25 protein-coding genes are annotated in these 25136 nt (G+C 62.9%); 15 read left to right on the top strand and 10 right to left on the bottom strand.

What is annotated here, in order from left to right:
* Positions 1–8: 8 nt before the first annotated feature.
* Genes cobT through ACILRC_RS05425 form a run of 3 tightly spaced genes read right to left on the bottom strand, consistent with a single transcriptional unit; the run spans position 9 to position 2956 of the window.
* Positions 9–1124 carry a nicotinate-nucleotide--dimethylbenzimidazole phosphoribosyltransferase gene (gene cobT, locus ACILRC_RS05435; RefSeq protein WP_395668342.1) on the bottom strand — a complete coding sequence of 372 codons (1116 nt, stop codon included), beginning with the start codon at positions 1122–1124 and terminating at the stop codon, positions 9–11.
* A 15-nt stretch (positions 1125–1139) separates the two neighbouring features.
* A complete protein-coding gene (locus tag ACILRC_RS05430; protein ID WP_395668341.1) occupies positions 1140–1943 on the bottom strand; it encodes an ABC transporter ATP-binding protein in 804 nt (267 codons plus the stop codon).
* Complete coding sequence (locus ACILRC_RS05425; protein WP_395668340.1) at positions 1940–2956, bottom strand: FecCD family ABC transporter permease; 1017 nt, start codon at positions 2954–2956, stop codon at positions 1940–1942. The genes ACILRC_RS05430 and ACILRC_RS05425 overlap by 4 nt, the downstream gene beginning before the upstream one ends.
* Positions 2957–3148: 192 nt before the next feature.
* Here ACILRC_RS05425 and ACILRC_RS05420 point away from each other — a divergent pair, with 192 nt between their 5' ends.
* The 3 genes from ACILRC_RS05420 (at position 3149) to ACILRC_RS05410 (ending at position 4782) form a co-directional block, all read left to right on the top strand.
* Positions 3149–3394: a DUF904 domain-containing protein gene (locus tag ACILRC_RS05420; RefSeq protein ID WP_395668339.1), complete on the top strand. Its 246-nt coding sequence runs from the start codon at positions 3149–3151 to the stop codon at positions 3392–3394.
* Positions 3391–3717 carry a cell division protein ZapA gene (locus ACILRC_RS05415; RefSeq protein WP_395668338.1) on the top strand — a complete coding sequence of 109 codons (327 nt, stop codon included), beginning with the start codon at positions 3391–3393 and terminating at the stop codon, positions 3715–3717. The genes ACILRC_RS05420 and ACILRC_RS05415 overlap by 4 nt, the downstream gene beginning before the upstream one ends.
* Before the next feature lie 252 nt (positions 3718–3969).
* A complete protein-coding gene (locus tag ACILRC_RS05410; RefSeq protein ID WP_395668337.1) occupies positions 3970–4782 on the top strand; it encodes a sulfite exporter TauE/SafE family protein in 813 nt (270 codons plus the stop codon).
* A gap of 5 nt (positions 4783–4787) precedes the next feature.
* Here the strand turns inward: ACILRC_RS05410 and ACILRC_RS05405 are convergent, their stop codons facing one another.
* From ACILRC_RS05405 to ACILRC_RS05385, 5 genes are all read right to left on the bottom strand, one after another.
* Complete coding sequence (locus ACILRC_RS05405) at positions 4788–6827, bottom strand: putative bifunctional diguanylate cyclase/phosphodiesterase (protein ID WP_395668336.1); 2040 nt, start codon at positions 6825–6827, stop codon at positions 4788–4790.
* Positions 6824–8104: an HD-GYP domain-containing protein gene (locus ACILRC_RS05400; protein WP_395668335.1), complete on the bottom strand. Its 1281-nt coding sequence runs from the start codon at positions 8102–8104 to the stop codon at positions 6824–6826. The genes ACILRC_RS05405 and ACILRC_RS05400 overlap by 4 nt, the downstream gene beginning before the upstream one ends.
* A gap of 200 nt (positions 8105–8304) precedes the next feature.
* Entirely contained in the window at positions 8305–9042 is a 738-nt protein-coding gene (gene phbB / locus ACILRC_RS05395) for an acetoacetyl-CoA reductase (protein ID WP_395668334.1), read from the bottom strand.
* A 41-nt stretch (positions 9043–9083) separates the two neighbouring features.
* Positions 9084–10262, bottom strand: coding sequence for an acetyl-CoA C-acetyltransferase (locus tag ACILRC_RS05390; protein ID WP_395668333.1), 1179 nt, complete (start codon positions 10260–10262; stop codon positions 9084–9086).
* 33 nt (positions 10263–10295) lie between these two features.
* A complete protein-coding gene (locus ACILRC_RS05385) occupies positions 10296–12005 on the bottom strand; it encodes a PHA/PHB synthase family protein (RefSeq protein WP_395668332.1) in 1710 nt (569 codons plus the stop codon).
* Positions 12006–12093: 88 nt separating this feature from the next.
* On the opposite strand from ACILRC_RS05385, the gene ACILRC_RS05380 reads away from it, so the two are divergent.
* Positions 12094–12399 (top strand): hypothetical protein, encoded by a 306-nt coding sequence (locus ACILRC_RS05380; protein ID WP_395668331.1) that lies wholly within the window; start codon positions 12094–12096, stop codon positions 12397–12399.
* On the opposite strand, the gene pgeF is transcribed toward ACILRC_RS05380, so the two are convergent.
* Positions 12328–13266, bottom strand: a complete 939-nt coding sequence (gene pgeF / locus ACILRC_RS05375; RefSeq protein WP_395668330.1) for a peptidoglycan editing factor PgeF — start codon at positions 13264–13266, stop codon at positions 12328–12330. The genes ACILRC_RS05380 and pgeF overlap by 72 nt on opposite strands.
* Positions 13267–13344: 78 nt before the next feature.
* Here pgeF and ACILRC_RS05370 point away from each other — a divergent pair, with 78 nt between their 5' ends.
* From ACILRC_RS05370 to ACILRC_RS05345, 6 genes are all read left to right on the top strand, one after another.
* Entirely contained in the window at positions 13345–13647 is a 303-nt protein-coding gene (locus ACILRC_RS05370; protein ID WP_395668329.1) for an antibiotic biosynthesis monooxygenase family protein, read from the top strand.
* A 60-nt stretch (positions 13648–13707) separates the two neighbouring features.
* Positions 13708–14403 (top strand): fumarylacetoacetate hydrolase family protein, encoded by a 696-nt coding sequence (locus ACILRC_RS05365; RefSeq protein ID WP_395668328.1) that lies wholly within the window; start codon positions 13708–13710, stop codon positions 14401–14403.
* Between the two features lie 69 nt (positions 14404–14472).
* Positions 14473–15018, top strand: coding sequence for an NUDIX hydrolase (locus tag ACILRC_RS05360; protein ID WP_395668327.1), 546 nt, complete (start codon positions 14473–14475; stop codon positions 15016–15018).
* 5 nt (positions 15019–15023) lie between these two features.
* On the top strand, positions 15024–16442 hold the full coding sequence (locus ACILRC_RS05355) for an exonuclease domain-containing protein (RefSeq protein ID WP_395668326.1): 1419 nt from the start codon (positions 15024–15026) through the stop codon (positions 16440–16442).
* On the top strand, positions 16432–17040 hold the full coding sequence (locus ACILRC_RS05350) for a hypothetical protein (RefSeq protein WP_395668325.1): 609 nt from the start codon (positions 16432–16434) through the stop codon (positions 17038–17040). The genes ACILRC_RS05355 and ACILRC_RS05350 overlap by 11 nt, the downstream gene beginning before the upstream one ends.
* A gap of 48 nt (positions 17041–17088) precedes the next feature.
* Positions 17089–18057, top strand: coding sequence for a hypothetical protein (locus ACILRC_RS05345; RefSeq protein ID WP_395668324.1), 969 nt, complete (start codon positions 17089–17091; stop codon positions 18055–18057).
* A gap of 98 nt (positions 18058–18155) precedes the next feature.
* Here ACILRC_RS05345 and ACILRC_RS05340 read toward each other — a convergent pair whose 3' ends face one another.
* Positions 18156–20594 (bottom strand): YgiQ family radical SAM protein, encoded by a 2439-nt coding sequence (locus ACILRC_RS05340; protein ID WP_395668323.1) that lies wholly within the window; start codon positions 20592–20594, stop codon positions 18156–18158.
* 233 nt (positions 20595–20827) lie between these two features.
* Here ACILRC_RS05340 and ACILRC_RS05335 point away from each other — a divergent pair, with 233 nt between their 5' ends.
* The 5 genes from ACILRC_RS05335 to ACILRC_RS05315 all read left to right on the top strand — a co-directional run bounded on the left by ACILRC_RS05335 (position 20828) and on the right by ACILRC_RS05315 (position 25080).
* Positions 20828–21655: an ABC transporter substrate-binding protein gene (locus ACILRC_RS05335; protein ID WP_395668322.1), complete on the top strand. Its 828-nt coding sequence runs from the start codon at positions 20828–20830 to the stop codon at positions 21653–21655.
* Between the two features lie 74 nt (positions 21656–21729).
* The gene (locus tag ACILRC_RS05330; protein ID WP_395668321.1) at positions 21730–22419 is read left to right on the top strand and encodes an ABC transporter permease; all 690 of its coding nucleotides are present in this window, start codon (positions 21730–21732) and stop codon (positions 22417–22419) included.
* Positions 22416–23129, top strand: coding sequence for an ABC transporter permease (locus ACILRC_RS05325; RefSeq protein WP_395668320.1), 714 nt, complete (start codon positions 22416–22418; stop codon positions 23127–23129). Before ACILRC_RS05330 ends, ACILRC_RS05325 begins: the two co-directional genes overlap by 4 nt.
* 11 nt (positions 23130–23140) lie before the next feature.
* Positions 23141–24271, top strand: a complete 1131-nt coding sequence (locus tag ACILRC_RS05320; RefSeq protein ID WP_395668319.1) for a succinylglutamate desuccinylase/aspartoacylase family protein — start codon at positions 23141–23143, stop codon at positions 24269–24271.
* Between the two features lie 44 nt (positions 24272–24315).
* Positions 24316–25080, top strand: coding sequence for an ABC transporter ATP-binding protein (locus tag ACILRC_RS05315; protein WP_395668390.1), 765 nt, complete (start codon positions 24316–24318; stop codon positions 25078–25080).
* Positions 25081–25136: the final 56 nt, after the last annotated feature.

Genomic DNA, 25136 nt, shown 5'->3' with positions numbered 1-25136 from the left:
GATAGGGCTTAGGTTGCGGGCTGCGGCGCAGCGTGCGGGTCTGTGGATTGGGGCTGGGCGTCCGCACGCTTGGTCGCCACCCCGGCAGAGCTGAAGCTGGCCATCTCGCGCAGCAAGGCGCAGGCAGATTGCAACAGAGGCCAGGCCAATGCCGCGCCCGAGCCTTCGCCCAGGCGCAAACCCAGGTCGAGCAGCGGCTGCACACCCAGGTACTGCAGCATGGCCTCATGGCCGCGCTCGCCAGAGCGGTGCGCGAAGACGCAGCGCTGCAACACCAGCGGCTGCAAGGCATGTGACACCAGCACCGCCGCGCTGGCAATAAAGCCATCGACCACCACCACCCGCCGCTCGTGGGCTGCTTGCAGCACCGCACCCACCATGGTGGCAATCTCAAAACCACCCATGGCGGCCAGAGCCTGCAGGGGCGTTTGGGCATCCAAGTGGCGCGTAAGCACCGTGCGCAGCACCGCAATCTTGTGCTGGACCGCATGCGCATCCAGGCCCGTGCCTGCGCCGGTGCACAGGGAGATGTCGAGTCCGCTCAAGCGCGACAGCAACAGAGCCGCCGCCGAGGTGTTGCCAATGCCCATCTCGCCCAGGAGCAAGGCGTTGCCCGGTAGCGCAGCCACCAGCGCTTGCCCTTGCGCCATCGCAGCAGCGCATTGGGCGGCATCCATCGCTGGCGCGAGCGTCGAGTCGGCAGCGCCCTGCTCTGCACCCCCCACCTTTCGCACCTGCAAGCCCGCGCGCTGTGCGCCCGGCGGCAGGCCCGCCAAAAAGTTGTGGCGCACCCCACAGTCCACCACCGTGAGCGCGATGCCGTGCTGGCGCGACAAGACACTGACTGCGGCACCACCGGCCAAAAAGTTCTCCACCATTTGCCAGGTCACATCGCTGGGGTAAGCCGACACGCCGCGCGCAGCCAGCCCGTGGTCGGCGGCAAACACCACCATCTGCGGCGCGTGCAGTTCGGGCGCGTTGCTGTCCAGTATTTGGCCGATCTGCAAGGCCAGCGCCTCGATGCGGCCCAAGGACCCCAAGGGCTTGGTTTTGTGGTCCAGCGCGTGCTGCAGGCTCTGGGTGCGCGTGGCGTTGTAGATGTCGCTCAGTGCGGGCAAGGTCATGGTGGGGCGTGTGGTTCAGGCTTGGGGGCGAATGTGGGGCACAGCCACTGGCAACGCCAGCCGTTGGCCATCGATGGTGCGGATGGCAATGCGGTGGTCAAACACCGCCTCGAGCGCGCGGTGGGTGGCAGCGTCGGCGCAGTCGCCGTGGTGCACCACGGTGCCGCCCGCCAAGACGACCATGGCGTCGGCATGCAGTGCCATGGTAATTTCGTGCAGCACGCTGACCACCGTCGTGCCGGCGTCGGCCAGCGATTGCGCCACACACAGCCAATCGGCCTGGTGCGGCGGGTCCAAGTTGGCCAGCGGCTCGTCCATCAGCAGCACCTGGGCCTCAACCGCCAGCGCACGCGCCAGCAGCACCCGTTGGCGCTCGCCGCCAGAGAGCTGCGCCAAGGGCCGAAAGCGCCAGTCCCAGGCCTGCGTGGCGCGCAGCGCGCGCTCAACCGCCGCCAAGTCCTGCGCGTTGGGGCCGCCCAACCAGGCTTGGTGCGGCAGGCGGCCCAGCAAGGCGACATCCAGCACGGTTAAGTCGTCCGCAACCGACTCGCTTTGCCCCAGCCACGCGAGTTGGCAGGCGCGCTGGCGCGCGGGCAAATGCGCGATGTTGTGGCCCAGTAAATGGACCATGCCACTGCAGGGCAGCAGCCCAGCCATTGCCTTGAGCAAGGTCGACTTGCCCGCGCCATTGGGCCCCACGATGCTGGTCCATCGGCCCGCCGCAATCGACAGATCCACGCCGCGCAGAACTGGCGTGCCACCCAGGCTCACCGACACCGACTCGGCCCGCAAAGCCGGTGGCTGCGCGCTCTGCATCATGGCGCGCCCCCAAAGCGCGTGGGGCTGCCACGGCGCATCAACCACAGCAAGTAACCGCCACCCAAGACGGCGGTGAGCAGCCCCACCGGAAGTTCCAGGGGCGATACCAAACCACGGGCAAGCAAATCGGCTGCCATCAGCAAAACACCACCCATGGCGCTGGACAAAAGCAGCAGCGTGCCCTGGCTGCAGCGCACCAGCGCCCGCACCACGTGGGGCGCGGCCAAACCCACAAAAGCAATGAGCCCGGTCTGCGCCACCGCCGTGGCCGTGGCCAGGCCCAGAACCACCACCAGCAAGGCCCGTGTGCGCTCCAGCGGCAACCCCAGGCTGCGCGCGGTGAATTCGCCCAAAGCCAGACCGTCCAACACAGGTGCCATCCACCAGGCTAAGGCGGTACACAAGAGCCACACGACCACCATCAACACACAAGCACCCCAGCCCACAAAGCTGGTGCTGCCCAACATGAAAGTTTGCATGGCCAGCAGGGTCTGCGGCGACAGCAGCAACACCAGCGAGCCCACCGCACCCAGCACCACGCCCACCACCACCCCGGCCAGCAACAAACGAATGGTGTGCTGCACGCCACGCGCCAGCAACAGGGTGAGCACCACCGCGCCCACCGCGCCTACAAAGGCAGCACTTGTAAGGCCCAGACGCCCTGCCCACGCACTGGCCATGGGCGTCACGCCAAAAAGCGCCATCGCCGTCGCTACACCCAGCGAGGCACCCGAGGCGCTGCCCAGCAGGTAGGGGTCGGCCAAGGGGTTGCGAAACAGGCCTTGCGCAATCGCGCCGCCCAAGCCCAGCAAAGCACCCGCAGCCCAGGCACCCAGCGAGCGCGGCAGCCGGATGTCCCACACGATCTGGGCGCTGATGGTGTCGCCCCACGCCGACGCCATCGACGCAAGCCCAGTGCTGCCCACCGCCGCACCCAACACCGCCAACGCCACCGACAACACGAGCAGCCCCAAGCCCAGGCCCCTCGCGTGCCACCGCTTGGGTGCCGTCACAGCGCGCCCTCCACCACCCAGACACAGCGTGTCGACACCGTGCGGCGCGGGCTGTGTGCAAAGAAAAGGTGTGGCATCGGTGGCTCTCGGGTGACTTCGCAGGATTCGCCGCGGTGTGCACGCCACACTGCGCCAACCAACACAAGGATGTTAGCGCGCCAGCAGGTGCTCCAACCCTACAATGCGACCACTATGGCGAACAATGCGACCCCACGGTCGAACCCTTCCCCAATCGACCACATTGCCGAGCGCGTGGACCGGCTTTTGTTGCGCCACGCCGAGCTGCAGCGCACCCATGAGCTGTTGACCCAGCAAGTACAAACCTTGGAGCGCGAACGCGACTCGCTCAAGTCCCGCTTGGGATTGGCCCGTGCCCGGGTGGACGCGCTGCTGGAACGCCTGCCAGACTCCGACCACTCCGCGAAGAACACACCATGAACCAGCTTGAAGTGCAAATCATGGGCCAGAGCTACCTGCTTGGCTGCCCCGAAGGCGGTGAGTCGCGTCTGCGTGATGCGGTGCAACGGGTCGATGCGGCCATGTGCAAGATCCGCGATGCCGGAAAAATCCGCGCCCGCGATCGCATCGCGGTACTCGCTGCTTTGAACCTGGCGTTTGAGCTTTCCGACCGCGGCGAACCCAACACGCCAAGGGCCGCAGACGACACCTCTGCGGCAGCGGGCGTCCACGACCAAGCGGTGCTCACCTCGCTGCTCAAACGGCTGGACGACGCACTCGGCAAGGACGGTCAACTGCTGTAGGTCCCCCGGCCTACAATGGCCCGGTCTGCGGCCGTTGTCGGGCTTTATATTTCCTTGAACCAATGCTCTTTGAGCCAGGGCTTGGAACATTGCTCTGCCAGCGTGATCATCTCGCGTTAGATGAACCCAAGGCTTTCGCTGACCTCGCCCACCTGAACCCCGGTTCAGGATGCCGGTCCGGTGGCAGCCGCAGACACCCTCTCCGCCAGCGCGCGAACCCACCTGCATTTCGCCCCTCCACAACACCGCCCGATGCTCGAACCGCAACTCATTCTTGAACTGATGGTGTTGGGCCTGGCCACTGGCTTCATGGCCGGGCTGCTGGGCATTGGCGGTGGCATGTTGCTGGGGCCGTTTCTCACCCTTATTTTGTCGGCCCGCGGTGTGGGCACCGACCTGGCGGTCAAGATGGCGATTGCGACTTCCATGTGCACCATCGTGTTCACCTCGGTGTCCAGCCTGTTGGCACACCACCGGCGTGGTGCGGTGCAGTGGCCGCTGGTGCGCGCAATCGCGCCAGGCATTGTGCTGGGCGGCTTGGTGGGTAGCTGGGGCGTATTTGCCGCCATCAAAGGGGCTACTCTGGCGCTCTTGTTTGCCGGCTTCATCGGTTTTGCCGCCACCCAAATGCTGCTCAACCGCCAACCCAAGCCCAGCAGAGCCTTGCCCGGCACCTGGGGCTTGGCCAGCGTCGGCTCGGTGATTGGTTTGGTCTCGGGCCTGGTGGGCGCCGGTGGCGCGTTCATCAGCGTGCCCTATTTGGTGGCGCACAACGTGGGTTTGATTTATGCGGTAGCCACCAGCGCGGCGTTGGGCTTTCCGGTGGCCTTGTCCAACGCTGCGGGTTACGCCATCAGCGGCCAGGGGGTGGCCAACCTGCCGCCGGGCTCGCTGGGCTACATCTGGCTGCCCGCCTTGCTGGTGATTGCCTGCTGCAGTGTGTTAACTGCGCCACTGGGTGCCAGGGTGGCCCATGCCATGCCGGTGGCACAACTCAAGCGTGTTTTTGCCGGGGTGCTGTACTGCCTGGCGGCGTACATGCTGGCCAAAGGTCTGCGCGCGTAATCCAACTACTGCGGCAGGGTGCGGATGAATTGCTCAAAAGCGGCTGCATCCAGCCCTGGCGCACACAAGAATCCTTGCAATGCGTTGCACTGCAGGCCTTCGAGGTAGCTGCGCTGGGCTTGCGTTTCCACGCCCTCTGCCACCACCGAAAGCTTGAGCCCGCGGGCCATACCAATGGTGGCGCTGACAATGGCGCGGTCACCCTCGTCGTTGGGCAAGCCCATGACGAACGTGCGGTCCATTTTGAGCTTGGAGATGGGGAACTTCTTCAGGTAGGCCAAGCTGGAATAGCCGGTGCCAAAGTCGTCAATGGCCAGGCTGACGCCCAGGTCGGCCAGCGCATGCAGACGCACCAACGCCTCGTTGGCATCGCGCACCAGAATCGACTCGGTGAGTTCCAGTTCGAGCAGCCCGGCTGGCAAATCAGCGTCGCGCAAGGTGCGCTCCACGCGCTCTACAAAATCAACCTGCTGAAACTGCAGCGGCGAGACGTTGACCGAGACGATCACCGGCCTGCCGGCCAAGCGCCATACAGCAGCCTGCCGAACGGCCTCGTGCAAAACCCAGTTGCCAACCGAAATGATGAAGCCAGTTTCCTCCGCCAGGTTGATGAACACGGAAGGTGGAACTTCGCCCAAATCCTTGTCGTGCCAACGTGCCAGGGCCTCGGCGCCAAGTAGGCGGCCATCGGCCAGCGATACCTGCGGTTGGTAGACGAGCCGGAACTGTCCTTGCTCCATGCCCTGGCGCATGGCGTGGTCCATCTTCATGCGCGAGAGCAAGTCCACGTCCATTTGGGACTGGTAAAAGCAAAATCCGCCACGACCGTTTTCTTTGGCCCGGTACATCGCCGAGTCGGCACATTTGATGAGTGCATCGATGCCAACCTCATCGTCTGGGAACATCGCAACGCCCACGCTGCAGCCCAGAGTGAAGGACACGTCATCGAGCACAAACGGCGCGGCCATCGCACCAATGATGCGACGGGCGGCAATTTCTGCCGACAAGGCGTCCGCGCCTTCGAGCAGCACCACAAACTCGTCGCCACCGATGCGACTCAAAGTGTCAATGTCGCTGAGCTCGGCGCGGATGCGCTGGGCCACTTCGATCAGCACCCGGTCGCCACTGCGGTGGCCCAGGGAATCGTTGATGTTTTTGAAACGGTCCAAGTCGACCAGGAGCACGGCTGCGCTCTCACTGTTGCGCTGGGCGATGCGCAGCGCGTACTCGGCCCGCTGCTTGAGCAAGATGCGATTGGGCAAGCCGGTGAGCACGTCGGTATAGGCCATGCTCTCGATGCGCCGCTGGCTCTCCATCTGCTCGGTCAGGTCGCGAAACGCAAAAACACGGCCGGTGGCGCGGCCACGGCTGATCTGGGGGCGGGTGGTGCGCTCCACCAGGCGGCCGGAGTTGAGCTCAAGCACATCGCGGCAATCGAGCAAGGGGTCTTGCATGATTTGCGCCATGCGTGCTCGGTAGGCGGGGCTGTTCTTGCTGCTGCTGGCCATGTACTCGAACATCTCGGTGTCTGAGTGCGCCTCTAGCAAGCCACTGGGAATGCGCCACAAATCGACGAAGTGCTGGTTGTAGTTGCTGACCCGTCCGGACAAGTCTGTCACCAAAATACCGTCCGCTGTGGACTCCAGGGTGGCGCGCAGCTCGGCGATGCGGGCCTCGAGCTGGCTAGCCATTTGCTGTTCGGGGCGCAAATCGCGCAGCCCCACCAAAAAAAGCGGCTCGCCTGCGCCGGTTTGGATGCGGCTGACCTTGCGCTCCACCGCAAAAGAAACGCCACCGGCGTTGCGCATCAAGGTATTGGAGTGGATGTCAAAAGCCAGCCCGGCGGCAACATCCTCCCAGAAAAAAACGTCTTCCGGCGTGCCAGTGAAATCAATCACGGCGCGCCCCAAGCAGGCCTCGCGTGGCAAACCCATCAAAGCTGCCGCTTGCGCATTGACCTCGACGATGTTCAGGGTCGCCGGGTCCACCGCCCACACGGCATCGAGCATGCCATCGAGCATAGGCCGCCATCCGCGCAGGCTCATGCGAGCGCCCCCTGCATGGACGCGTCGGCCGAGCGCTCAAAGAAGTAGTTCACCCGCTGGGTCGGCGCGAGGTAGCTATGGGCGTCACTGGGCAGGGTGGCAGGCTTAAGACTGCGGCGAATGCCCAGGCTGGGCGAGCGCTCCAAGTCCAATACCAAGGCCTCATGCCTAGGCACATCGGGTTGGTACACCAGCACCCGCGGCTTGAGGGGTCTGGCGGTATTGACTGATACCACCAGCGCGTAGCGCTCGTCGGCCAGTTGTACCACCGAGCCCGGCGGATACACCCCCATCATGCGAATGAAGGCGCCCAAAGTGGCAGGGTCAAAGCGGTTGTTGTACTGGGTAAACAGCAGGGACAGTGCCTGGTGGGGCGTCATAGAGGCACCCGGGCGATTGGAGTTGCACAGGTTGTCGTAGCGGTTCACCAGCGCCAGGATGTGTCCGCTGCGACTGATGGCCTCACCCTTGGAGCGCAGCGGAAAACCTGTGCCATCGACCATTTCATGGTGCTGCGCGATGGTTGCAAGCACTGCGGGCGACAGCGCCATCTTTCGGGCCAGCTGTACGCCCAGGGCCACGTGCTCTTGGTACAGATGGGTTTCGGCTGATGTGAACTTCTCGTCGAACCAACGCACACGGTCTGGCAGCTCAATCTTTCCGATGTCGTGCAGGAAAGCGGCCAAGCCCAGGTCGACCAGCTCCGCACGTGACATGCCCAGCACTTGCCCTAGCAACAGGGAGACGATGGCGGAGTTAACGGAGTGCATGGAGGTTTTGTCACCCGCAGTCTCCGAGAGAAGGCGGATCGCGCTCTCACCGTCTTGCAACAACTCGTCGACGATGGCGTTGACCAGGTTCAGACAATCTTGGGCGGCGTCTTTGGGATGGTTGTGCACCTGCTCCAGGGTCTTGCGGTAGAGCTTGACCGAGTCATTAAAGCGCCGCTCACAGGCCTGCAAGCCACGGCGCTGCAGCGCCAACAGCTCAGCGCGTGTCGGTGTGTGAGGCGTGTCCTTCGGGCGCGCTGAGGCTGGGTTGGCTGAAGTGGCGGATTGCGGCGCGCCGGCTGCGTCGCCCGACGGAGCGTCGCTTTTGCTGCGGTTGACACGGATGCGGCTCAGGCCCAGTTCGCGCAGGGTGTCAATCTGCCGGGTCGATGTAATCTTGAATTTGCCGCTGGGAAACGGATGGTCCAGCCAGCCCGACTCAAGTTCGACGAACACGCCGACCCGTAAATCGTCAACCGCGATCCATTCGATACCGTTTTCTTTCATACACCCGTGAACGCTGTTGGCCCTGGCACCGTCTGCCGGGCACTTTTAAGATAGTGTTCATTATGTCCCTGCCAACCTGTGGATGGCTGAGGGAGAACACCAAACATAAGCCGATGGCGCAAAAGCACAAAAAAACCCCTGCGTGCAGCCGAGCACGCAGGGGTTTTTACAACACTTGAGGGTCTAGGGCCGGCTGGCCTTCAACCCATGTGCAGACCGCCATTGACCGAGAAGTCCGCACCGGTGGAGTAGCCGCCCTCTTCGGACACCAACCACGCAATGATGGACGCGATCTCGCTGGGCTTGCCCAGGCGCTTGACGGGCACAGTGGCAACAATCTTGGCCAGCACGTCCTCGCGGATGGCGTTGACCATGTCGGTGCCGATGTAGCCTGGGCTCACGGTGTTGACCGTGACACCTTTGGTGGCCAGCTCTTGCGCCAAGGCCATAGTGAAACCGTGCATGCCCGCTTTGGCGGCGGAGTAATTGGTTTGACCGGCCTGGCCCTTCTCGCCGTTGACCGAGGAGATGTTCACGATGCGGCCCCAGCCCTTCTCGACCATGTCGGCGACCACCTGCTTGGTGACGTTGAACATGGAATTGAGGTTGGTCTCGATCACCATGTCCCAGTCTTCGCGGCTCATCTTGAGGAACATACGGTCCCGGGTGATGCCGGCGTTGTTGACCAGTACATCGATGGTGCCGTGCTCGGCCTTGGTCTTGGTGAACGCGCTGACCGTGGAATCCCAGTCACCCACGTTGCCTACCGATGCGTAAAAGGTGTAGCCGAGTGCAGACTGCTCGGCCAGCCACTTGGCGTGGTCGCGGGTGGGGCCGCAACCGGCGATGACTTTGAACCCCTCCTGGTGCAATCGCTGGCAGATTGCGGTACCGATACCACCCATACCACCCGTGACATACGCTACTTTTTGACTCATTGCTCTTTCTCCTCTTTGGTTTTACTGACGCGAAAAATGGTTCAACGCTCGATGGTCAGGGCCACGCCCATGCCACCGCCGATGCACAGGCTGGCGATGCCTTTCTTGGCGTTGCGGCGCTGCATCTCGTGCAGCAAGGTCACCAGAATGCGGCAACCGGAAGCGCCAATCGGGTGGCCGATGGCTATGGCGCCACCGTTGACATTGACCTTGGACGTGTCCCACCCCATGGCGTTGTTCACCGCGCAGGCCTGGGCGGCAAAGGCTTCGTTGATTTCCAGCAGATCGAGGTCTTGCGCCTTCCAGCCGGCGCGCGCGAGTGCCTTCTGGGACGCGGGAACCGGGCCCATGCCCATCATGGCCGGGTCCAGGCCGCTGGTGGCAAAACTGGCGATTCGGCCCAGAGGCGTAAGCCCCAACTCGGCGGCCTTCTTGGCGGTCATCACCATCACCGCGGCGGCGCCATCGTTGATGCCTGATGCGTTGCCAGCGGTCACACCACCGGCCTTGTCGAATGCGGGGCGCAAACCGGCCAGCACCTCGGCGTTGGTCTTGCGGTTGATGAATTCGTCGGCAGCAAAAACCAGGGGGTCGCCCTTTTTTTGCGGGATGCTAAAGGGCACGATCTCGTCGACAAACTTGCCAGCGTCTTGCGCCGCAGCCGCCTTTTGCTGGCTGGCCAGCGCCAGTGCGTCTTGCATGTCGCGGGTGATGCCGTGGGCTTTGGCAACGTTCTCGGCGGTGATGCCCATGTGGTATTGGTTGTAGACGTCCCACAATCCGTCCACGATCATGGAGTCCACCATTTTCCACTCGCCCATGCGCTGGCCGTCGCGCGAGCCCATCAGCACGTGGGGCGAGGCGCTCATGTTTTCCTGGCCGCCGGCAATCACGATATCGCTGTCGCCGTAAGCGATCGATTGGGCGGCCAGCATCACCGCCTTCAGGCCCGAGCCGCAGACCGCGTTGATGGTCAGGGCAGGCGTTTCCTTGGCGATACCGCTCTTCAAAAGGCTCTGGCGGGCCGGGTTCTGGCCCGAGCCTGCTGCGAGCACCTGACCCAAAATGACCTCACCCACCTGGTCAGCGCCCAGCTTGGTGCGCTCCAGCAGGTTGCGAATCACGGCGGCTCCTAAATCGGGCGCGGGCACCTTGGCCAGTGTGCCCCCAAATTTGCCTACTGCGGTGCGGGCCGCTGCGACGATCACGATGTCTTGCATGCTTGTGTCTCCTTTAGTGTTAACTGTCAATCTTTAGGCCTTGGCCATCACGTAGCTGCCGGGCGCGGGCATGGTGGGCTTGTGCTTGCCCTTGCCGTAGCGCTTGGGTGCGGCCACCGGTTTGCCCGCGTGACGCTTCAACCAAGTGGACCAGTCGGTCCACCAGCTGCCGGGGTGCTCAACCGCGGTGCTGAGCCAGTCGGCGTGGGACGCTGGCAACTTGCCGTCGGCGCGAATCCAGTGGCTGCGCTTTTTGCTGGCCGGTGGGTTGATGACGCCCGCAATATGGCCAGATGCGCCCATCACAAAGCGCTTCTTGCCAGGCAGCACCTGGGTGGATGCATACGCGCCGCCGATAGGAACAATGTGGTCCTCGCGCGAGCCGTAGATGTAGGTGGGCAGGTTGACGTTGGCGAGGTCGAATTTTTCACCACAGACCGTGGCCTTGCCAGGGCGCACCAGGTTGTTTTCCAGGTAGGTGTTGCGCAAGTACCAAGTGTAGAAGGGGCCCGGCAGGTTGGTGCTGTCGGAGTTCCAGTACAGCAGGTCAAACGGCGGCGGGGTTTCACCTTTGAGGTAGTTGCCCACCACGTAATTCCACACCAGGTCGTTGGGGCGCAAAAAGCTGAAGGTACTGGCCAGGTCGCCGCCCTTCATAAGGCCGCCCTTGCCCATTTCCGACTCGCGGTACTTGACCATGGCCTCGTCAATGAACACGTCCAAGATGCCGGTGTCCGAGAAGTCCAGCAAGGTGGTCAGCAAGGTCAGGCTGGCCACGGGCGACTGTTTGCGTGCGCCCAACACGGCCAAGGCGGAGGTCAAGAGTGTGCCGCCGACGCAGAACCCCAGCGCATTGATGGTTGGGGCACCGGTGATTTCTCGGGTAACTTCGATCGCCCGAATCACCGCGTCCTGCACATAGTCGTCCCAGCGCGCGTGCGAAAGAGATGCATCCGGGTTGCGCCAGCTCAGCACAAAAGTGCGGTGGCCCTGGGACACGATGTAGCGGATGAATGAGTTCTCAGGCTGCAGATCGAAGATATAGAACTTGTTGATGCAAGGCGGCACCATCAGGAAGGGGCGCTCAAACACCGTCTCGGTCAGCGGCTTGTACTCAATGAGCTGGAACAACTCGTTCTCGAACACCACCGCACCCTCGGTGGTGGCCACGTTCTTGCCCACCTCAAACAGGCTCTCATCGGTCATGGACACATGGCCTTGCTGCAGGTCGTGCACCAGATTGCGCAGGCCTTTGGCAATGCTCTCGCCTTTGGTTTCGATGGCCTTCTTCTGCGCCTCGGCGTTGAACACCATGAAGTTGCTGGGCGCAGCTGCCGCTATCCATTGCTCCACAGCAAAACGGATGCGGCTTTTGGTCTTGGCGTCTGCCAGAACTGCATCGGACAGTCCAGTCAGAGCGCGAGCGTTGAGCAAGTAGATGGCGGTGGAATAGGCGGCGATCGGGTTGTCGCTCCAGGACGGGTCGGCAAAGCGCCGGTCCGCGCTGGTTTTGGGTGCTTTGTAGCCGTCGGTGAACACGCCCATCGCTTCGAGCATGTACTGCTGCTGGACGCGCTCCAGCGCCTGGGGGTCGAAGTGAATCTCTGGTGCGGCCGCGCCCCCTGCTCCGGGTGCCGTCCCTATGCCTTGCATCGATTGGAGCGCCTTGGCCCAGCCGTCCGCTATGGAATTTTGGAACTGTTGGGCCGATTGGGTCCAGAAGTCGGGAGAATCGTGGGTCACGGCGATACCTTTGTTTTGTTCCAGCAGTGCGTTAAGTATCTCAGGCTTGGCACCGCATTTTCCTTACAAGCCCTTATCTGTAACCCTTATGTACCTTGTTGCAATCGGCTGGATTTACGTGGTGCTCATGATGAGCGTCGCCGAGGCGACCAGCTCCAACGGCACGGTCTTGGGGGCCCTGATCACCTTTGTACTGTACGGGGTGCTGCCACTGGCGTTATTGATGTACATCATGGGCACACCGGGTCGCAAACGGGCGCTGCGGCAAAAAGAGCTGGCGGGTCGCAGCGAGGCACAACAGGCCGTAAGCGATGCGCCAGATTCAGGCGCAGCGCCAGATGCAAGCGGCCATGCGGCCGGTGACACCGTCGCGCCGGTACGAAAAGAACCGTGAGGGGTTAGCCACTGTGCACCATGCTGGGCTGCCGTCATTGCCATAGACAGCCGTCACGCCCAAGGCGCGCAGCCGCTGGCGCGCCAGAGCGGGCAAGTTGGCCAGCCACTTCCCTGCACCCAGCGGCGTAAAGCACGCCGCCGCCTCGGCGCCGTGGAGCACAAAGTCGGCACGCACCTCGTCGCCCACTTCAAATGCCGAGGGCCCAATGCACGGCCCCAGCCACGCCATCACCCCGCTGTGCGCCGCACCACCTGGCCCTTCGTTCAGCATGGGCCATACCGCTTCCACCACACCCAGGCCATCTTTGCCAGCCAGTCCGCGCCACCCGGCATGCACTGCGGCCACACGACTGCCATCGGCATTGCACAGCAAGATAGGCAAACAATCCGCCACCAACACGGTGCAGGCCAGGTTGGCACTTTCGGTCCATGCCGCATCGGCTCGCAAGCCATCTTGCGTGTCCGCACCAAGCGTGAGTACCTCGGTGCCATGCACCTGGTCCATGAACACAGCGCGTGGAGGTACCGCAGACGACGTGCGCCCAGGCACCTGCTGGGCCCCATCCGACGCACCTTGCGGGAACCCATGCGACGCCCCATGCGGGGCTGTGGGCGATGGGCTGTGGGTAGCCAGCCATGCAGCCAACCGGTCACGGTTGTCCTGCACCCGCTCTGGCGCATCACCCACATGGGTGCCCAGGTTCATCTGCTGGTACGGGCCTTGCGATGTGCCGCCCACGCGGGTGGTGCACAGCGCGCGCACGGTGGCAGGTGCCGGCCACTGGGGCACCAGGTACTCCACGTCCTGCGACACGCCGGTCGGTAGGTTGCCAGTTTGGTGGGCCCATTCGTTGTAGAGTTTCACGGCCCTAGCATAATCAAACGCAACAGTGTCCAACGCCAGACCGCGTTTGCACACCCCACCACCGAGTACGGAGCCTCCATGATTCTTGAGCTTGCCGACATCCGCATCCACCCCGGCCAGAACGCCGCCTTCGAGGAAGCGATTGCGCGCGGTGTGCGCGACGTCATCTCCAAGGCCAAAGGCTTCCAGGGCTTCACCGTACACAAAGGCATTGAGAGCAGCGAGCGCTATGTGTTGCAGATTGTGTGGGCCACTTTGGAGGACCACACCGTCGGCTTTCGGCAATCGGAGGCCTTCACCCAGTGGCGTGCCATCGTGGGGCCGTTTTTCGCGACGCCCCCGGTGGTTGAGCACTTTCACGGGCTGCTCCCATCGCCTTGATCGGTGTGCTTGCGTCCCAGACCACCGCGACCCGCCCGCCCCCGCCACTGAAAGCCCGCCATGACCTATGTGTTTGCGCCACCTGCCGTCGCATCGGTCGGCATCACCGGGCGCGCTGATGCGTTCCCGGTGCACCGCGTGTACTGTGTGGGCAGAAACTACCTGGACCACGCATTGGAGATGGGCGGCAGCGGCCGCGAAGCGCCCTTCTTTTTCCAGAAGCCGGCCGATGCGGTGCTGGTGCCCGCGCCCGGCGCAACCGCCGACATGCCCTACCCCACGCTCACCAGCAACCTGCACCACGAGGTGGAGCTGGTGGTCGCCTTGGGCCAAGGCGGCAGCAACATTGCTGCCGCCGACGCACACCGCCACATTTTTGGCTATGCCGTTGGCCTGGACATGACCCGGCGGGACCTGCAAAACGACATGAAGAAACAGGGCCGCCCCTGGAGCATTGGCAAAGGCTTCGACCATTCGGCGCCGCTGGGCTGGATCACGCCGGCGGCCGAGGTAGCCGACATCGGGTCCGCGCAGATTGCCTTGCAGGTCAACGGCGCGCAACGCCAGCGCAGCACGATCGAAAAAATGATCTGGAGCATTGCGGAGACCATCGAAAAACTCTCCCAGGCGTGGACGCTGCAGCCCGGCGACCTGATCTTCACCGGCACCCCCGAGGGCGTCGGCGCAGTGCTGCCCGGCGACATTTTGGACGCAACGATCACCGGGCTTGCGCCTCTGCGGGTTCGGGTGGTCTGAGCGCAACGGCTGCACCAGACCATCGCCACCTTTGCCTGCACCGCCACCCCAGCCGCCCACCTAAGCCCCATGAAGCGCTCCCCCATCAAGCACTGCAAGGAATGCGGCGCCGCCGTTGTCCACCGCATCCCCGACGACGGCGACACCAAGCTGCGCGCGGTGTGCCCAGCCTGCCACACCATCCATTACGAAAACCCGCTCAACGTGGTGGGCACCATCCCTTTTTGGGAAGACAAGGTGCTGCTTTGCAAACGCAATATCGAACCACGCCGGGGCAAATGGACCTTGCCTGCGGGCTTTATGGAGCTGGACGAAACCACTGCAGAGGGCGCTGCCCGCGAGACCGTGGAAGAGGCCGGTGCGCAATTTGAGCTGTTGGGCTTGTTTTCCTTGCTCAATGTCGCGCGCGTGGGCCAAGTACACCTGTTTTACCGCGCCCGCCTGACCAGCGATGTGTTCGACCCTGGTGTGGAGACCATGGAAGCGAGCCTATTTACGCAGGCGCAAATTCCTTGGGACGACATCGCCTTTCGAACCACCAAGGAAACCCTGGAGCGGTTTTTCGCGGACCGCGAGAGAGGCCACTTCGGCGTGCACCACATCGATATCGGCTAGGCGCCATGCTGCCATGCTTTGTCGTCTTGGACTTGGAAACCACCGGCGGCAACGCAGTGCAGGACCGCATCACCGAAATTGCTGCGGTACGCATTGAAAACGGTGTTGAGCAAGCGCGCTGGTCCTCGCTGGTCAACCCGCACACCGGCATTCCCCCTTTTATTCAGTCGCTGACCGGCATCACCGATGGCATGGTGCAGTCGGCGCCCGACTTTTCGGAAGTGGCGCGCAGACTCTTGGACCTGCTCGATGGCGCGGTGCTGGTGGCCCACAACGCCCGCTTTGACCACGGTTTTTTGCTCCAGGCGTTTGCGCGAATGGACATCGCGCTCAAGGTCAAAACCCTGTGCACCGTGCGGCTTTCGCGAACTCTGTATCCCCAACACAAGGGCCATGGGCTGGACGCAATTTTGCGCCGCCACGGCCTGCACACCCAGGCCCGCCACCGCGCCATGGGCGACGTCGATGTGGTGCTGCAGTGGCTGGACGCGGCCCGTGCTGAGCTAGGCGCCGACGCGGTGGCACAAGCGGCGCAATCCTTGCTGCAAGGCAGCGCCAGCCTGCCGCCCCTGCTGGAAACTCCGCTGTCTGACATCCCCGAGTCGCCCGGCGTATACCTGTTTTTTGGCGAAGGCCCCTTGCCGCTGTATATCGGCAAAAGCATCAAGCTGCGCAGCCGGGTCATGGCGCACTTCCAGGCGGCCAGCCGGGTGGCGCGGGAGATGCGCATCCTCACCGAGATCCGCCGGGTCGAGTGGCGCGAGACGGCGGGCGAGCTGGGGGCCTTGCTGCTGGAGTCGCGACTGGTCAAGGAGCTGCAGCCGGTCTACAACCGCCAATTGCGCCGCCAAAGCGGCCTGGTGGCGTGGCAACTCGCAGACGACCCACAAGCTCGTCCTCTACTGCGTTTGGTGCGGCTGGACGACATCGCCAACGGCATGTTGTCCAAGCTGTACGGCGTCTACCGCTCCAAGCGCCATGCCCACGATAGCCTGCGCAGCATTGCCCAGGTCCAAGGCCTTTGTCCCCAAATCTTGGGTTTGGAGTCCGGCAAAGGCCCGTGCTTTGCCCACCAAATCGGCCAGTGCAAAGGCGTGTGCGCCGGCCGGGTAGCCCCCGCCCTGCACGCAGCGCGGCTGCAAATGGCCTTGGCTGCGCAGCGCATGCAAGCCTGGCCGCACGGCGGCCGGGTCGGCATTCGGGAATACCACGCAGCGAGTGGGCGCAGCGAAATCCATGTGTTTGACCAATGGTGCCATTTGGCCACGGTGCACAACGAGGCGGAATTGCATGCGCTGGCCAGCGAGCGCCACCCCATTGCCTTTGACCTGGACACCTACCGGCTTTTGGCCAAGCGGTTGTCCGCGCCCTTGGAACGCAACAACGCAGTGTTCTTGATTGGAGATCCCCACTATGTCGAATGAACTCACAGCGCTGCCACCAGCAGCCCATGGCGCACTGAGCGCCGCCATTTTGGATGTAGTGCTGCAGATTCCCCGCAGCCGCGAGCAGGTCGCCGACGAACCGGCCCGGCGGGCACGCGCGATCGCGCAGCAAACGGCTCGGCGCGCAAGCGTGGTAGCGGGTTCGCTGGCGCTGCCACCTGGACCGCTAGGCTGGCTCACGGTGTTGCCGGAGATGCTGGCGGTGTGGCGCCTGCAGGCCCAGATGGTGTCGGACATCGCCGCGGTGTACGGCAAAACCTGCAGCTTGGGCCGTGAACAACTGTTGTACTGCTTGTTCAAACAGGTGTCAGCGCAACTGCTGCGTGATATCGCGGTGCGTGTGGGCGAACGCGTCGTGTTCCAGGCGGCATCGTCCAAGGCCGTGTCCGCGCTGGCACAGGCGCTGGGCGTGCACTTCACCACCAGGTTGTTGAAGCAAGGCGGCGCGCGCCTGGTTCCACTGATAGGCGCCATCGGCGTGGGCGCCTATGCCTATGCCGACACCATGCAGGTCGCTAAAAATGCCTTGATCCTCTTTGAATCCGAGGCGCAGCAGCAGTCCAACGCAGCACCCTAGCCACATCCGGCGTGCCAAAATGACCGGAACATGAATTGGGACGCGGCTATGGGATTGAAAACGTGGGCAGTCGGGTGTGCGCTGGCCAGTGCCGCCCTGACGGCGCAGTCCCTTAGTTTGGGTAAGGAGCGCGGGGCCGCGTGGATCGGACAGCCGCTGGAATTGCTGGTGGCGGTGCAGCTGGACCCGTTGGAGACCGACGCGTGTGCTCAAGCCGAGGTGTACCACGCGGACAGTCGGCAAGACCCGGCCCGGGTGCGCGTCACGCTGGAGCCTGGCACACAGGCCGACAGCCGCACCCTGCGCATCAACTCCGCCAGCCCGGTGGATGAGCCCGTGGTGAGCGTGTACCTCAGCGTGGGATGCGGCCAAAAAACCACCCGCAAGTACGTGCTGCTGGCAGATTTTCCAACCAGCGCGCCAGCGCCGGTGGCGCCACTTGTAGCCGCGCCCGTCGCACCCAATGCGGTCAACCAGACCAATTTACCGCTGGCTGAACGCGCGGTACCGCCCGACGATGCAAAGGCCTCAACCCCAGCCGCCGAAGCCCCACCCGCCAAGCCCCTGTCGGCCACCGATGTGGCCGCAGCGCAGGCCACCGCTGTGCCAACTGCACCAAGCCCGGCCCTGGCTGCGCCAGTGCCGCGAAAGAAAGACGCAGCCCCTGCTGCAAGTGCAAAAGCCGCCAAGCCCACCGACGCGGGCAAGCCGCGTTTGCAGCTGGACCCACTGGACATATTGAGCGAGCGCGTTCTGTCTCTGGAGTTCGGCCCTGCAAAGCCGGCCGCGCGCGATGCCGACCGGATTGCACGCCTGCAACAAGACGTACGCGCCCTCTTGGAGCAAGCCGCCAAAAACGAGGCGAGTTTGCTGGCACTGCAAGCACAGTTGCAGCAGTCACAGACGCAGTCTGCGCCGTGGCCCACCGGCCTGGTCTATGCCTTGGCGGCGCTGACCCTGGCCAGCTTGGCGGGCATGGCTTTCATGTGGATGCGCCGCGACGCTCCACGCGGGTGAGCTCGGGCGAATACACCGCCGCTTGGATCAACAATCCGCACCGCACTGAGGGGCTCGTGCCATCGAGCTTCGCGAAGTGCAGATCAGGGCACCAAAATCTAACGCTGCACCGACTTGCGACGTGTCGCCGATCCCACTGCCGACGTGCCAGCGCGCGGTGGCAAACCAGTGTGTTGTGTGAGCAATCGCCCTGGGGCGGGCGCGGCAGAGCGGCTCGGCGGCGTGCTATTTTTTTTGCGGGCCGACTGGTAACCGGCGCCGTCTAGCGGCTGGAAAGTAGGCACCAAGTGGTGCTTGCCATTGCCGATCAGGTCGGCCCGACCCATGGCCTTCAACGCCTCGCGCAAGAGCGGCCAGTTGTTGGCATCGTGGTAGCGCAAAAACGCCTTGTGCAGGCGGCGGCGCTTCTCGCCGCGCACGATGTCCACCGTCTCGCTCTCGCGGGTGATTTTGCGTAACGGGTTTTTGTTGGAGTGGTACATGGCCGTGGCGGTGGCCATGGGGCTGGGGTAGAAGGTTTGCACCTGGTCAGCGCGAAAACCATTTTTCTTCAGCCACACCGCCAAGTTCATCATGTCTTCGTCGGTGGTGCCTGGGTGGGCTGCGATGAAGTAGGGGATGAGGTACTGCTTTTTGCCCACTTCGGCGGAGAACTTGTCAAAAAGCTGCTTGAACTTGTCGTAAGAGCCAATACCGGGCTTCATCATCTTGGACAAAGGCCCGGCCTCGGTGTGCTCGGGGGCGATCTTGAGGTAACCGCCCACATGGTGCTGCACCAGCTCTTTGACGTACTCGGGGCTTTTGACCGCCAGGTCGTAGCGCAGACCTGAGCCAATCAGAATTTTTTTGATGCCCTTGAGCGCACGGCCCCGGCGGTACATGCGGATCAGCGGGCCGTGGTCGGTGGTCAGGTTGGGGCAAATGCCGGGGTAGACGCAGCTCGGCTTGCGGCAAGCCGCCTCGATCTCGGGGCTGCGACAACCCAGGCGGTACATATTGGCGGTGGGCCCACCCAGGTCCGAGATGGTTCCCGTGAAACCCTTGACCTTGTCGCGGATGTCCTCGATTTCCTGGATGACCGAGTCTTCCGAGCGGCTTTGGATGATGCGGCCTTCGTGCTCGGTGATCGAACAAAACGTGCAGCCGCCAAAGCAGCCGCGCATGATATTGACGCTAAAACGGATCATTTCCCACGCGGGGATTTTGGTAGCGCCGTCGTGGCTGCCGTTCTCGTCGGCATAGCGGGGGTGCGGGCTGCGTGCATAAGGCAGGCCAAATACCAAATCCATCTCAGCGGTGGTCAAAGGAATGGGCGGCGGCGTGATCCACACATCGCGGGCGGTTGCGCCTTCGCCATGGGCCTGCACCAGCGCGCGGGCGTTGCCGGGATTGGTTTCCAAGTGCAGCACCCGGTTGGCATGCGCGTACAGCACCGGATCGCTTTTGACCTGTTCGTAGCTGGGCAGGCGAATGACCGAGCGTGCGCGCGGCGGCACCTTGATTTTTCCCTTGGCTGCAAGCGCCGGGTTAGGCACGAAGGTGAGCGGCTGCACCGCTGAGGTGGATGGCGCAGCCAATGGGGTGGTGCTGCCAGATGTGGGTGCGGCCGGTGCAGCTTGGGAAGTGGAACTTGCGGCGCCGGCCATGGCTGCCTGTGCCACGGCCTGGGCCTCGTCCTCGCGGGCGCAGGTGGCACCTTGCTCGGCCGCCTGTTGGCTGGTGGTCATGTAGGGGTTGACGTGGGCCTCAACCCGGCCGGGGGTGTCCACGCTGGTGGAGTCGATCTCGAACCAACCATGCACGCTGCCATCGGCCTCCCAACGCACGCTGGCATCGTCTGGCCTGCGTACGAAGGCAGTGCCACGCACATCGGTGATGGCCTCCACCGGCTCCTTGGCCGCAAGCCGGTGGGCGATTTCGACAATCGCACGCTCGGCGTTGCCGTAGAGCAGCAGATCGCACTTGGCATCGACCACCACCGAGCGGCGCACCTTGTCGCTCCAATAGTCGTAGTGGGCGATGCGACGCAGGCTACCTTCGATGCCACCCAACACGATCGGCACGTCTTTGAAGGCCTCTCGGCAGCGCTGGCTATACACAATGGCTGCGCGGTCGGGCCGCTTGCCGCCCACATCGCCGGGGGTGTAAGCGTCGTCAGTGCGAATTTTTCGATCCGCCGTGTAGCGGTTGATCATTGAATCCATGTTGCCCGAGGTCACGCCCCAAAACAGGTTGGGCTTGCCCAGCACCTTGAAGGGCTCGGCGCTGTGCCACTCGGGCTGGGCGATGATGCCCACCCGAAAGCCCTGGGCTTCGAGCATGCGGCCGATCACGGCCATGCCAAAGCTGGGGTGGTCCACATAAGCGTCACCGGTGACCAGCACGATGTCGCAACTGTCCCAGCCCAAGGCGTCCATCTCGGCGCGGCTCATGGGCAAAAATGGCGCGGTACCAAAACGCGCGGCCCAGTACTTGCGGTAGCTAGACAGGGGCTTTGCGTCGCGCGCAAAGAAAGACACGTCGACAGGGGCGTTCATAGGGGGGCCGGGAGTTTGCACCGCATTTTAGGTGGCTGCCCTTGCCTGCAGGACCGCGCAACCCAATACCCACAGGCAGAAATCGCCACCGTATGCGTGCAGCACCCCACCGTAGAAACCCCAACATCGAACTTGGTTCAGGCACCGAAATTGCGTGCAATGGCCCGTAGAATGATTTTTTTGATTTCATCAACCCCCCGCATGCACCGCTGTGGGGCCTTTAAGGAACCTGTATGAAGAAACTGCTGTTGGCAGTCGCCATGACCACATTGGTTGTGGCCTGTGGAAAAAAAGAAGAGGCGCCCGCCCCTGCACCCGTAGCTGTAGCGCCTGAGCCGGCTGCACTGAAAGTCGCCATCGACCCCACCTACGAACCCTTCACCTTCAAGACGCCCGACGGCAAGCCCACTGGATTTGACGTGGACATTGCCAACGCGGTGTGCGAACAAATCAAGCGCAAATGCGAGTTTGTGGAACAAGTCTGGGACGGCATGATCCCCGGCCTCAACGCCAAGAAGTACGACGTCATCATCAGCTCCATGTCCATCACTGACGAGCGCATGAAGGAAGTCGACTTCTCCGACAAGTACTACAACACCCCCAGCCAGATCGTACTGAAGAAGTCGATCAAGTTCACCGACCTGAACTCGCTCAAAGGCAAGAAGATCGGCGTGCTCAAAGGCAGCACCCAAGAGAAGTACGCCATGGGTGAACTCAAGCCCTTGGGCGCCGTCGTGAATGCCTATGAAGCGCAAGACCAGGTGTACCTCGACATCAAGTCAGGCCGTCTGGATGGCACCGTGGCCGACTACATGGAAGTCACCGCCGGTTTTCTGAGCAAACCCGAAGGCGCGAACTACGGCTTTGTGGGCCCGCAACTCAAGGACCCCAGCCTGTTCAAGTACTTTGGTTACGGCGCCGGTTTTGCATTGCGCAAGGGTGAAGACCAGTTGAAGGGTCAACTCAACGAAGCCATCAAGACCATCCGTGCCAACGGAACCTACAAGACCATCAACGACAAGTACTTCGCCAAGTACAACCTTGACGTCTACGGCGATTAATCTCCGCTGACCCCGCATCAAGACAGCGTGCACCCTTTGCGCGCTGTCTTTTTGGTGGCTACAGGTTCTACGCCATGAGCGCCTACTACACATCCATCCTTGAAGGTGCGGTGCTGACAGTAGGCGTTTCGCTTTTGGCGTTGCTGGTGGCGGTGGTGCTGGGCTTGCTCGGTGCTGCGGCCAAGCTCTCGGGCAAACCGCTGTGGGTTGGCATTGCCACGGTCTACACCACGGTCATTCGCGGTGTGCCAGAGCTGGTGGTCATGCTGTTGGTGTTTTACGGCGGCACGATCGGCCTCAACCACTTGCTCGAGCAGATGGGCAGCCAACACACCATCGATATCAACCCGTTTGCAGCCGGTGTGCTTACGATTGGCTTCATCTACGGCGCCTATATGACGGAAACCTTCCGTGGCGCAATCTTGTCCATTCCCAAAGGTCAGATGGAGGCCGCGTGGGCCTTCGGCATGGGGCGCGTACAGACGTTTTTGCGGATCACCGCGCCGCAAATGGTGCGCTACGCCCTGCCCGGCTTTACCAACAACTGGCTGGTACTCATCAAGGCCACTGCGCTGGTCAGCCTGATCGGGCTGCAGGAGATGACTTACCTGGCCAAGCAGGCCAGTGCGGCCACCCGTTCGCCGTTCTCGTTTTTTCTGTTCACCGCAGCGCTGTTTCTGATCTATACCACCGTGTCGCTGGTGGTGCTTCGCAAACTCAATGCGCGCTACAGCCTGGGCACCAAGCGGGCGGATTTGCGATGAAGTGGGACGTCATTTTTCTGCCCCAGAACCTGGAGCTTTACGCGACCGGGCTGCTCACCACGTTGGGGTTGCTGTTCTCATCCTTGGCCGTGGGTGCGGTGCTGGCCTTGGTGTGTGCACTCTTGCTGACCGGCCCCTGGGCGCTGGCGCGCTGGGTGGTGGGCGCGTTCACCTACGTGATGCGTGGCACGCCTTTGCTGCTGCAGGTTTACATGATTTATTACGGACTGGGGCAGCTGGAGTGGATCCAGGCGCGCTGGGACGACGTCTGGCCCTGGACCCATTTCAAAGAACCTTTCTTTTGCGCCTTGCTGGCGTTTAGCCTGAACACCGCCGCCTACACCGCCGAGATGCTGGCAGGTGCCATCCGCGAAACCCATGCTGGCGAAATTGAGGCGGCACAGGCGTTTGGCATGGGTCGGGTGCAGGTTCTGTTACACGTGGTGTTGCCCAGCGCATTGCGCCGCACGCTGCCCGCCTACAGCAACGAGGCGGTGATGATGCTGCAAAGTACCAGCCTTGCCAGCGCCGTGCCCAGCATGTTAGACCTGACCGCAGCGGCCAGCCGGGTGTACTCCGACTACTACCTGCCGTTTGAAGCCTATATTGCGGCGGCGGTGCTGTACCTGTTGACCTCGTTCTGCCTGATCGGCTTTTTCAGGTTGATGGAACGCCGATTTTTAGCCTACCTTGCGCCACGCAAGCAATAAACCCTGTATCTATGCACCGCAGCGAACACGCCCTGCTCAGCCCCAGTTTGGGGTGCCAGCGCACGCTGAGCGCCTGGCATTTTGGTGTGGCGGGCCAAGGGCCCAAAATCTACATCCAAGCCAGCCTGCATGCAGAAGAGCTGCCGGGCATGCTCACCGCCTACCATCTGCGTCAGCAGTTGGAAGCGCTGGACGCCACCGGCGGCATCGTCGGCGAGGTCGTGCTGGTGCCATTGGCCAACCCCATCGGTTTATCCCAGCGGCTGGACCACAAGCCCATGGGCCGCTTCGAGCTCGATAGCTCAGAAAATTTCAACCGCCACTACCCCAATTTGTGCCAAGCGGTGGCGCCGCAGGTGTTGGCAGCGCTGGGCCCAGACGCCCAAGCCAATGTGCGCACGGTGCGCGCCGCGATTGGCAAATACTTGCAACAGTGGCAGCCCCAAACCGAACTCCAAAGCCTGCGCAAAGCCCTGTTGCAGCTATCGTTTGACGCCGACATCGTGCTGGACCTGCACTGCGACTGCGAGGGCGTGTTGCACCTGTACTGCGAAGAGAGCTGCTGGCCCACCTTAGAACCACTGGCCTGCCACCTGGGCTGCCAGGCGGTCTTACTGGCCAAAGACTCGGGCGGGGGCCCGTTTGACGAATGCCTCTCGGGCGTGTGGTGGCAACTGGCCCAAGCGGCTGCGGCGGCCGGAATTGCGTATCCGCTGCCGCAGGGCTGCTCCAGCACCACCATTGAGCTGCGTGGGGAAGCCGATGTCACCCACACGTACGCCCAGCGCGACGCCGATGCCATCCTGGCCTACCTGCGCACCACGGGTGCAGTGCGCGGCCAGACGCCACCACCCTGCCCCGCCCTGCCGTGCCAACCCACGCCGCTGGCAGGCTCACAAACGCTGCGCGCCGCGTCCCCCGGCCTGCTGGTGTTCGCCGCCGACGTCGGCCACCACCTTCGTACCGGCGAACTGGTAGCCGAGGTGATCGACCCGCTCGCCAACACCGCGCTGCGCGTGCTCGCCGAGGTAGATGGCGTTTTCTATGCCCGCATCCGCGACCGCTATGTCACTGCAGGCTGCGAGATCGGAAAAATCGCAGGCGCAGTCCCATTTCGCACCGGGCAGCTGCTGGGCAACTAAGACTCTTCGCCACCGCCTTTGAAGCGACACACATGACCTCACCCATTCCCAAACTCCTGGTTGAAAACATCCACAAGCGCTTCGGCGACAACGAGGTGCTCAAAGGCGTCTCGCTGTCCGCGCACGCGGGTGATGTCATCAGCATCATTGGCAGCTCCGGCTCGGGCAAAAGCACTTTTCTGCGCTGCATCAATTTGTTGGAGAAGCCGCACCAAGGGCGCATCCAGGTCGCTGGCCAAGACCTCAAACTGGTGGCAGCCAAGAGTGGTGAACTGCAGGCCGCAGACCCCAAGCAGCTACAACAATTGCGCACCAAGCTGGCGATGGTGTTTCAGCATTTCAACCTGTGGGCCCACATGACGGTGATCCAGAACATCACCGAAACCCCGGTGCGTGTGCTGGGCATCCCCAAAGACCAGGCCATCGAGACCGCACGCATGTACCTCAACAAAGTGGGCCTCTCCGGCGTCGAAGACCGTTACCCTGCGCACCTCAGTGGTGGTCAACAGCAGCGCGTAGCGATTGCACGCGCCCTGGCGGTGGAGCCCGAAGTCATGCTGTTTGACGAGCCCACCAGCGCGCTGGACCCCGAGCTGGTCTCCGAGGTCCTCAAAGTGATGAAAAACTTGGCCCTGGAAGGACGCACCATGGTCGTCGTGACCCACGAAATGGGCTTCGCCCGCGAGGTGGCCAACCACCTGATGTTCTTGCACAAAGGGCTGGTGGAAGAGGAAGGCAAACCTGCTGATGTATTGGCCAACCCCAAGAGCGAGCGCTTGGCGCAGTTTCTATCGGGTAGTCTGAAGTAAGGCATGCACTGGAGCTTTGCCTTAGGTCCACTGAGCGTAGCCTGCCTGTGGCCGGT

This window comes from Rhodoferax sp., from assembly GCF_044236835.1.
Lineage (GTDB): Bacteria > Pseudomonadota > Gammaproteobacteria > Burkholderiales > Burkholderiaceae_C > Allorhodoferax.
This window is presented reverse-complemented; position numbering and strand designations above follow the sequence as displayed.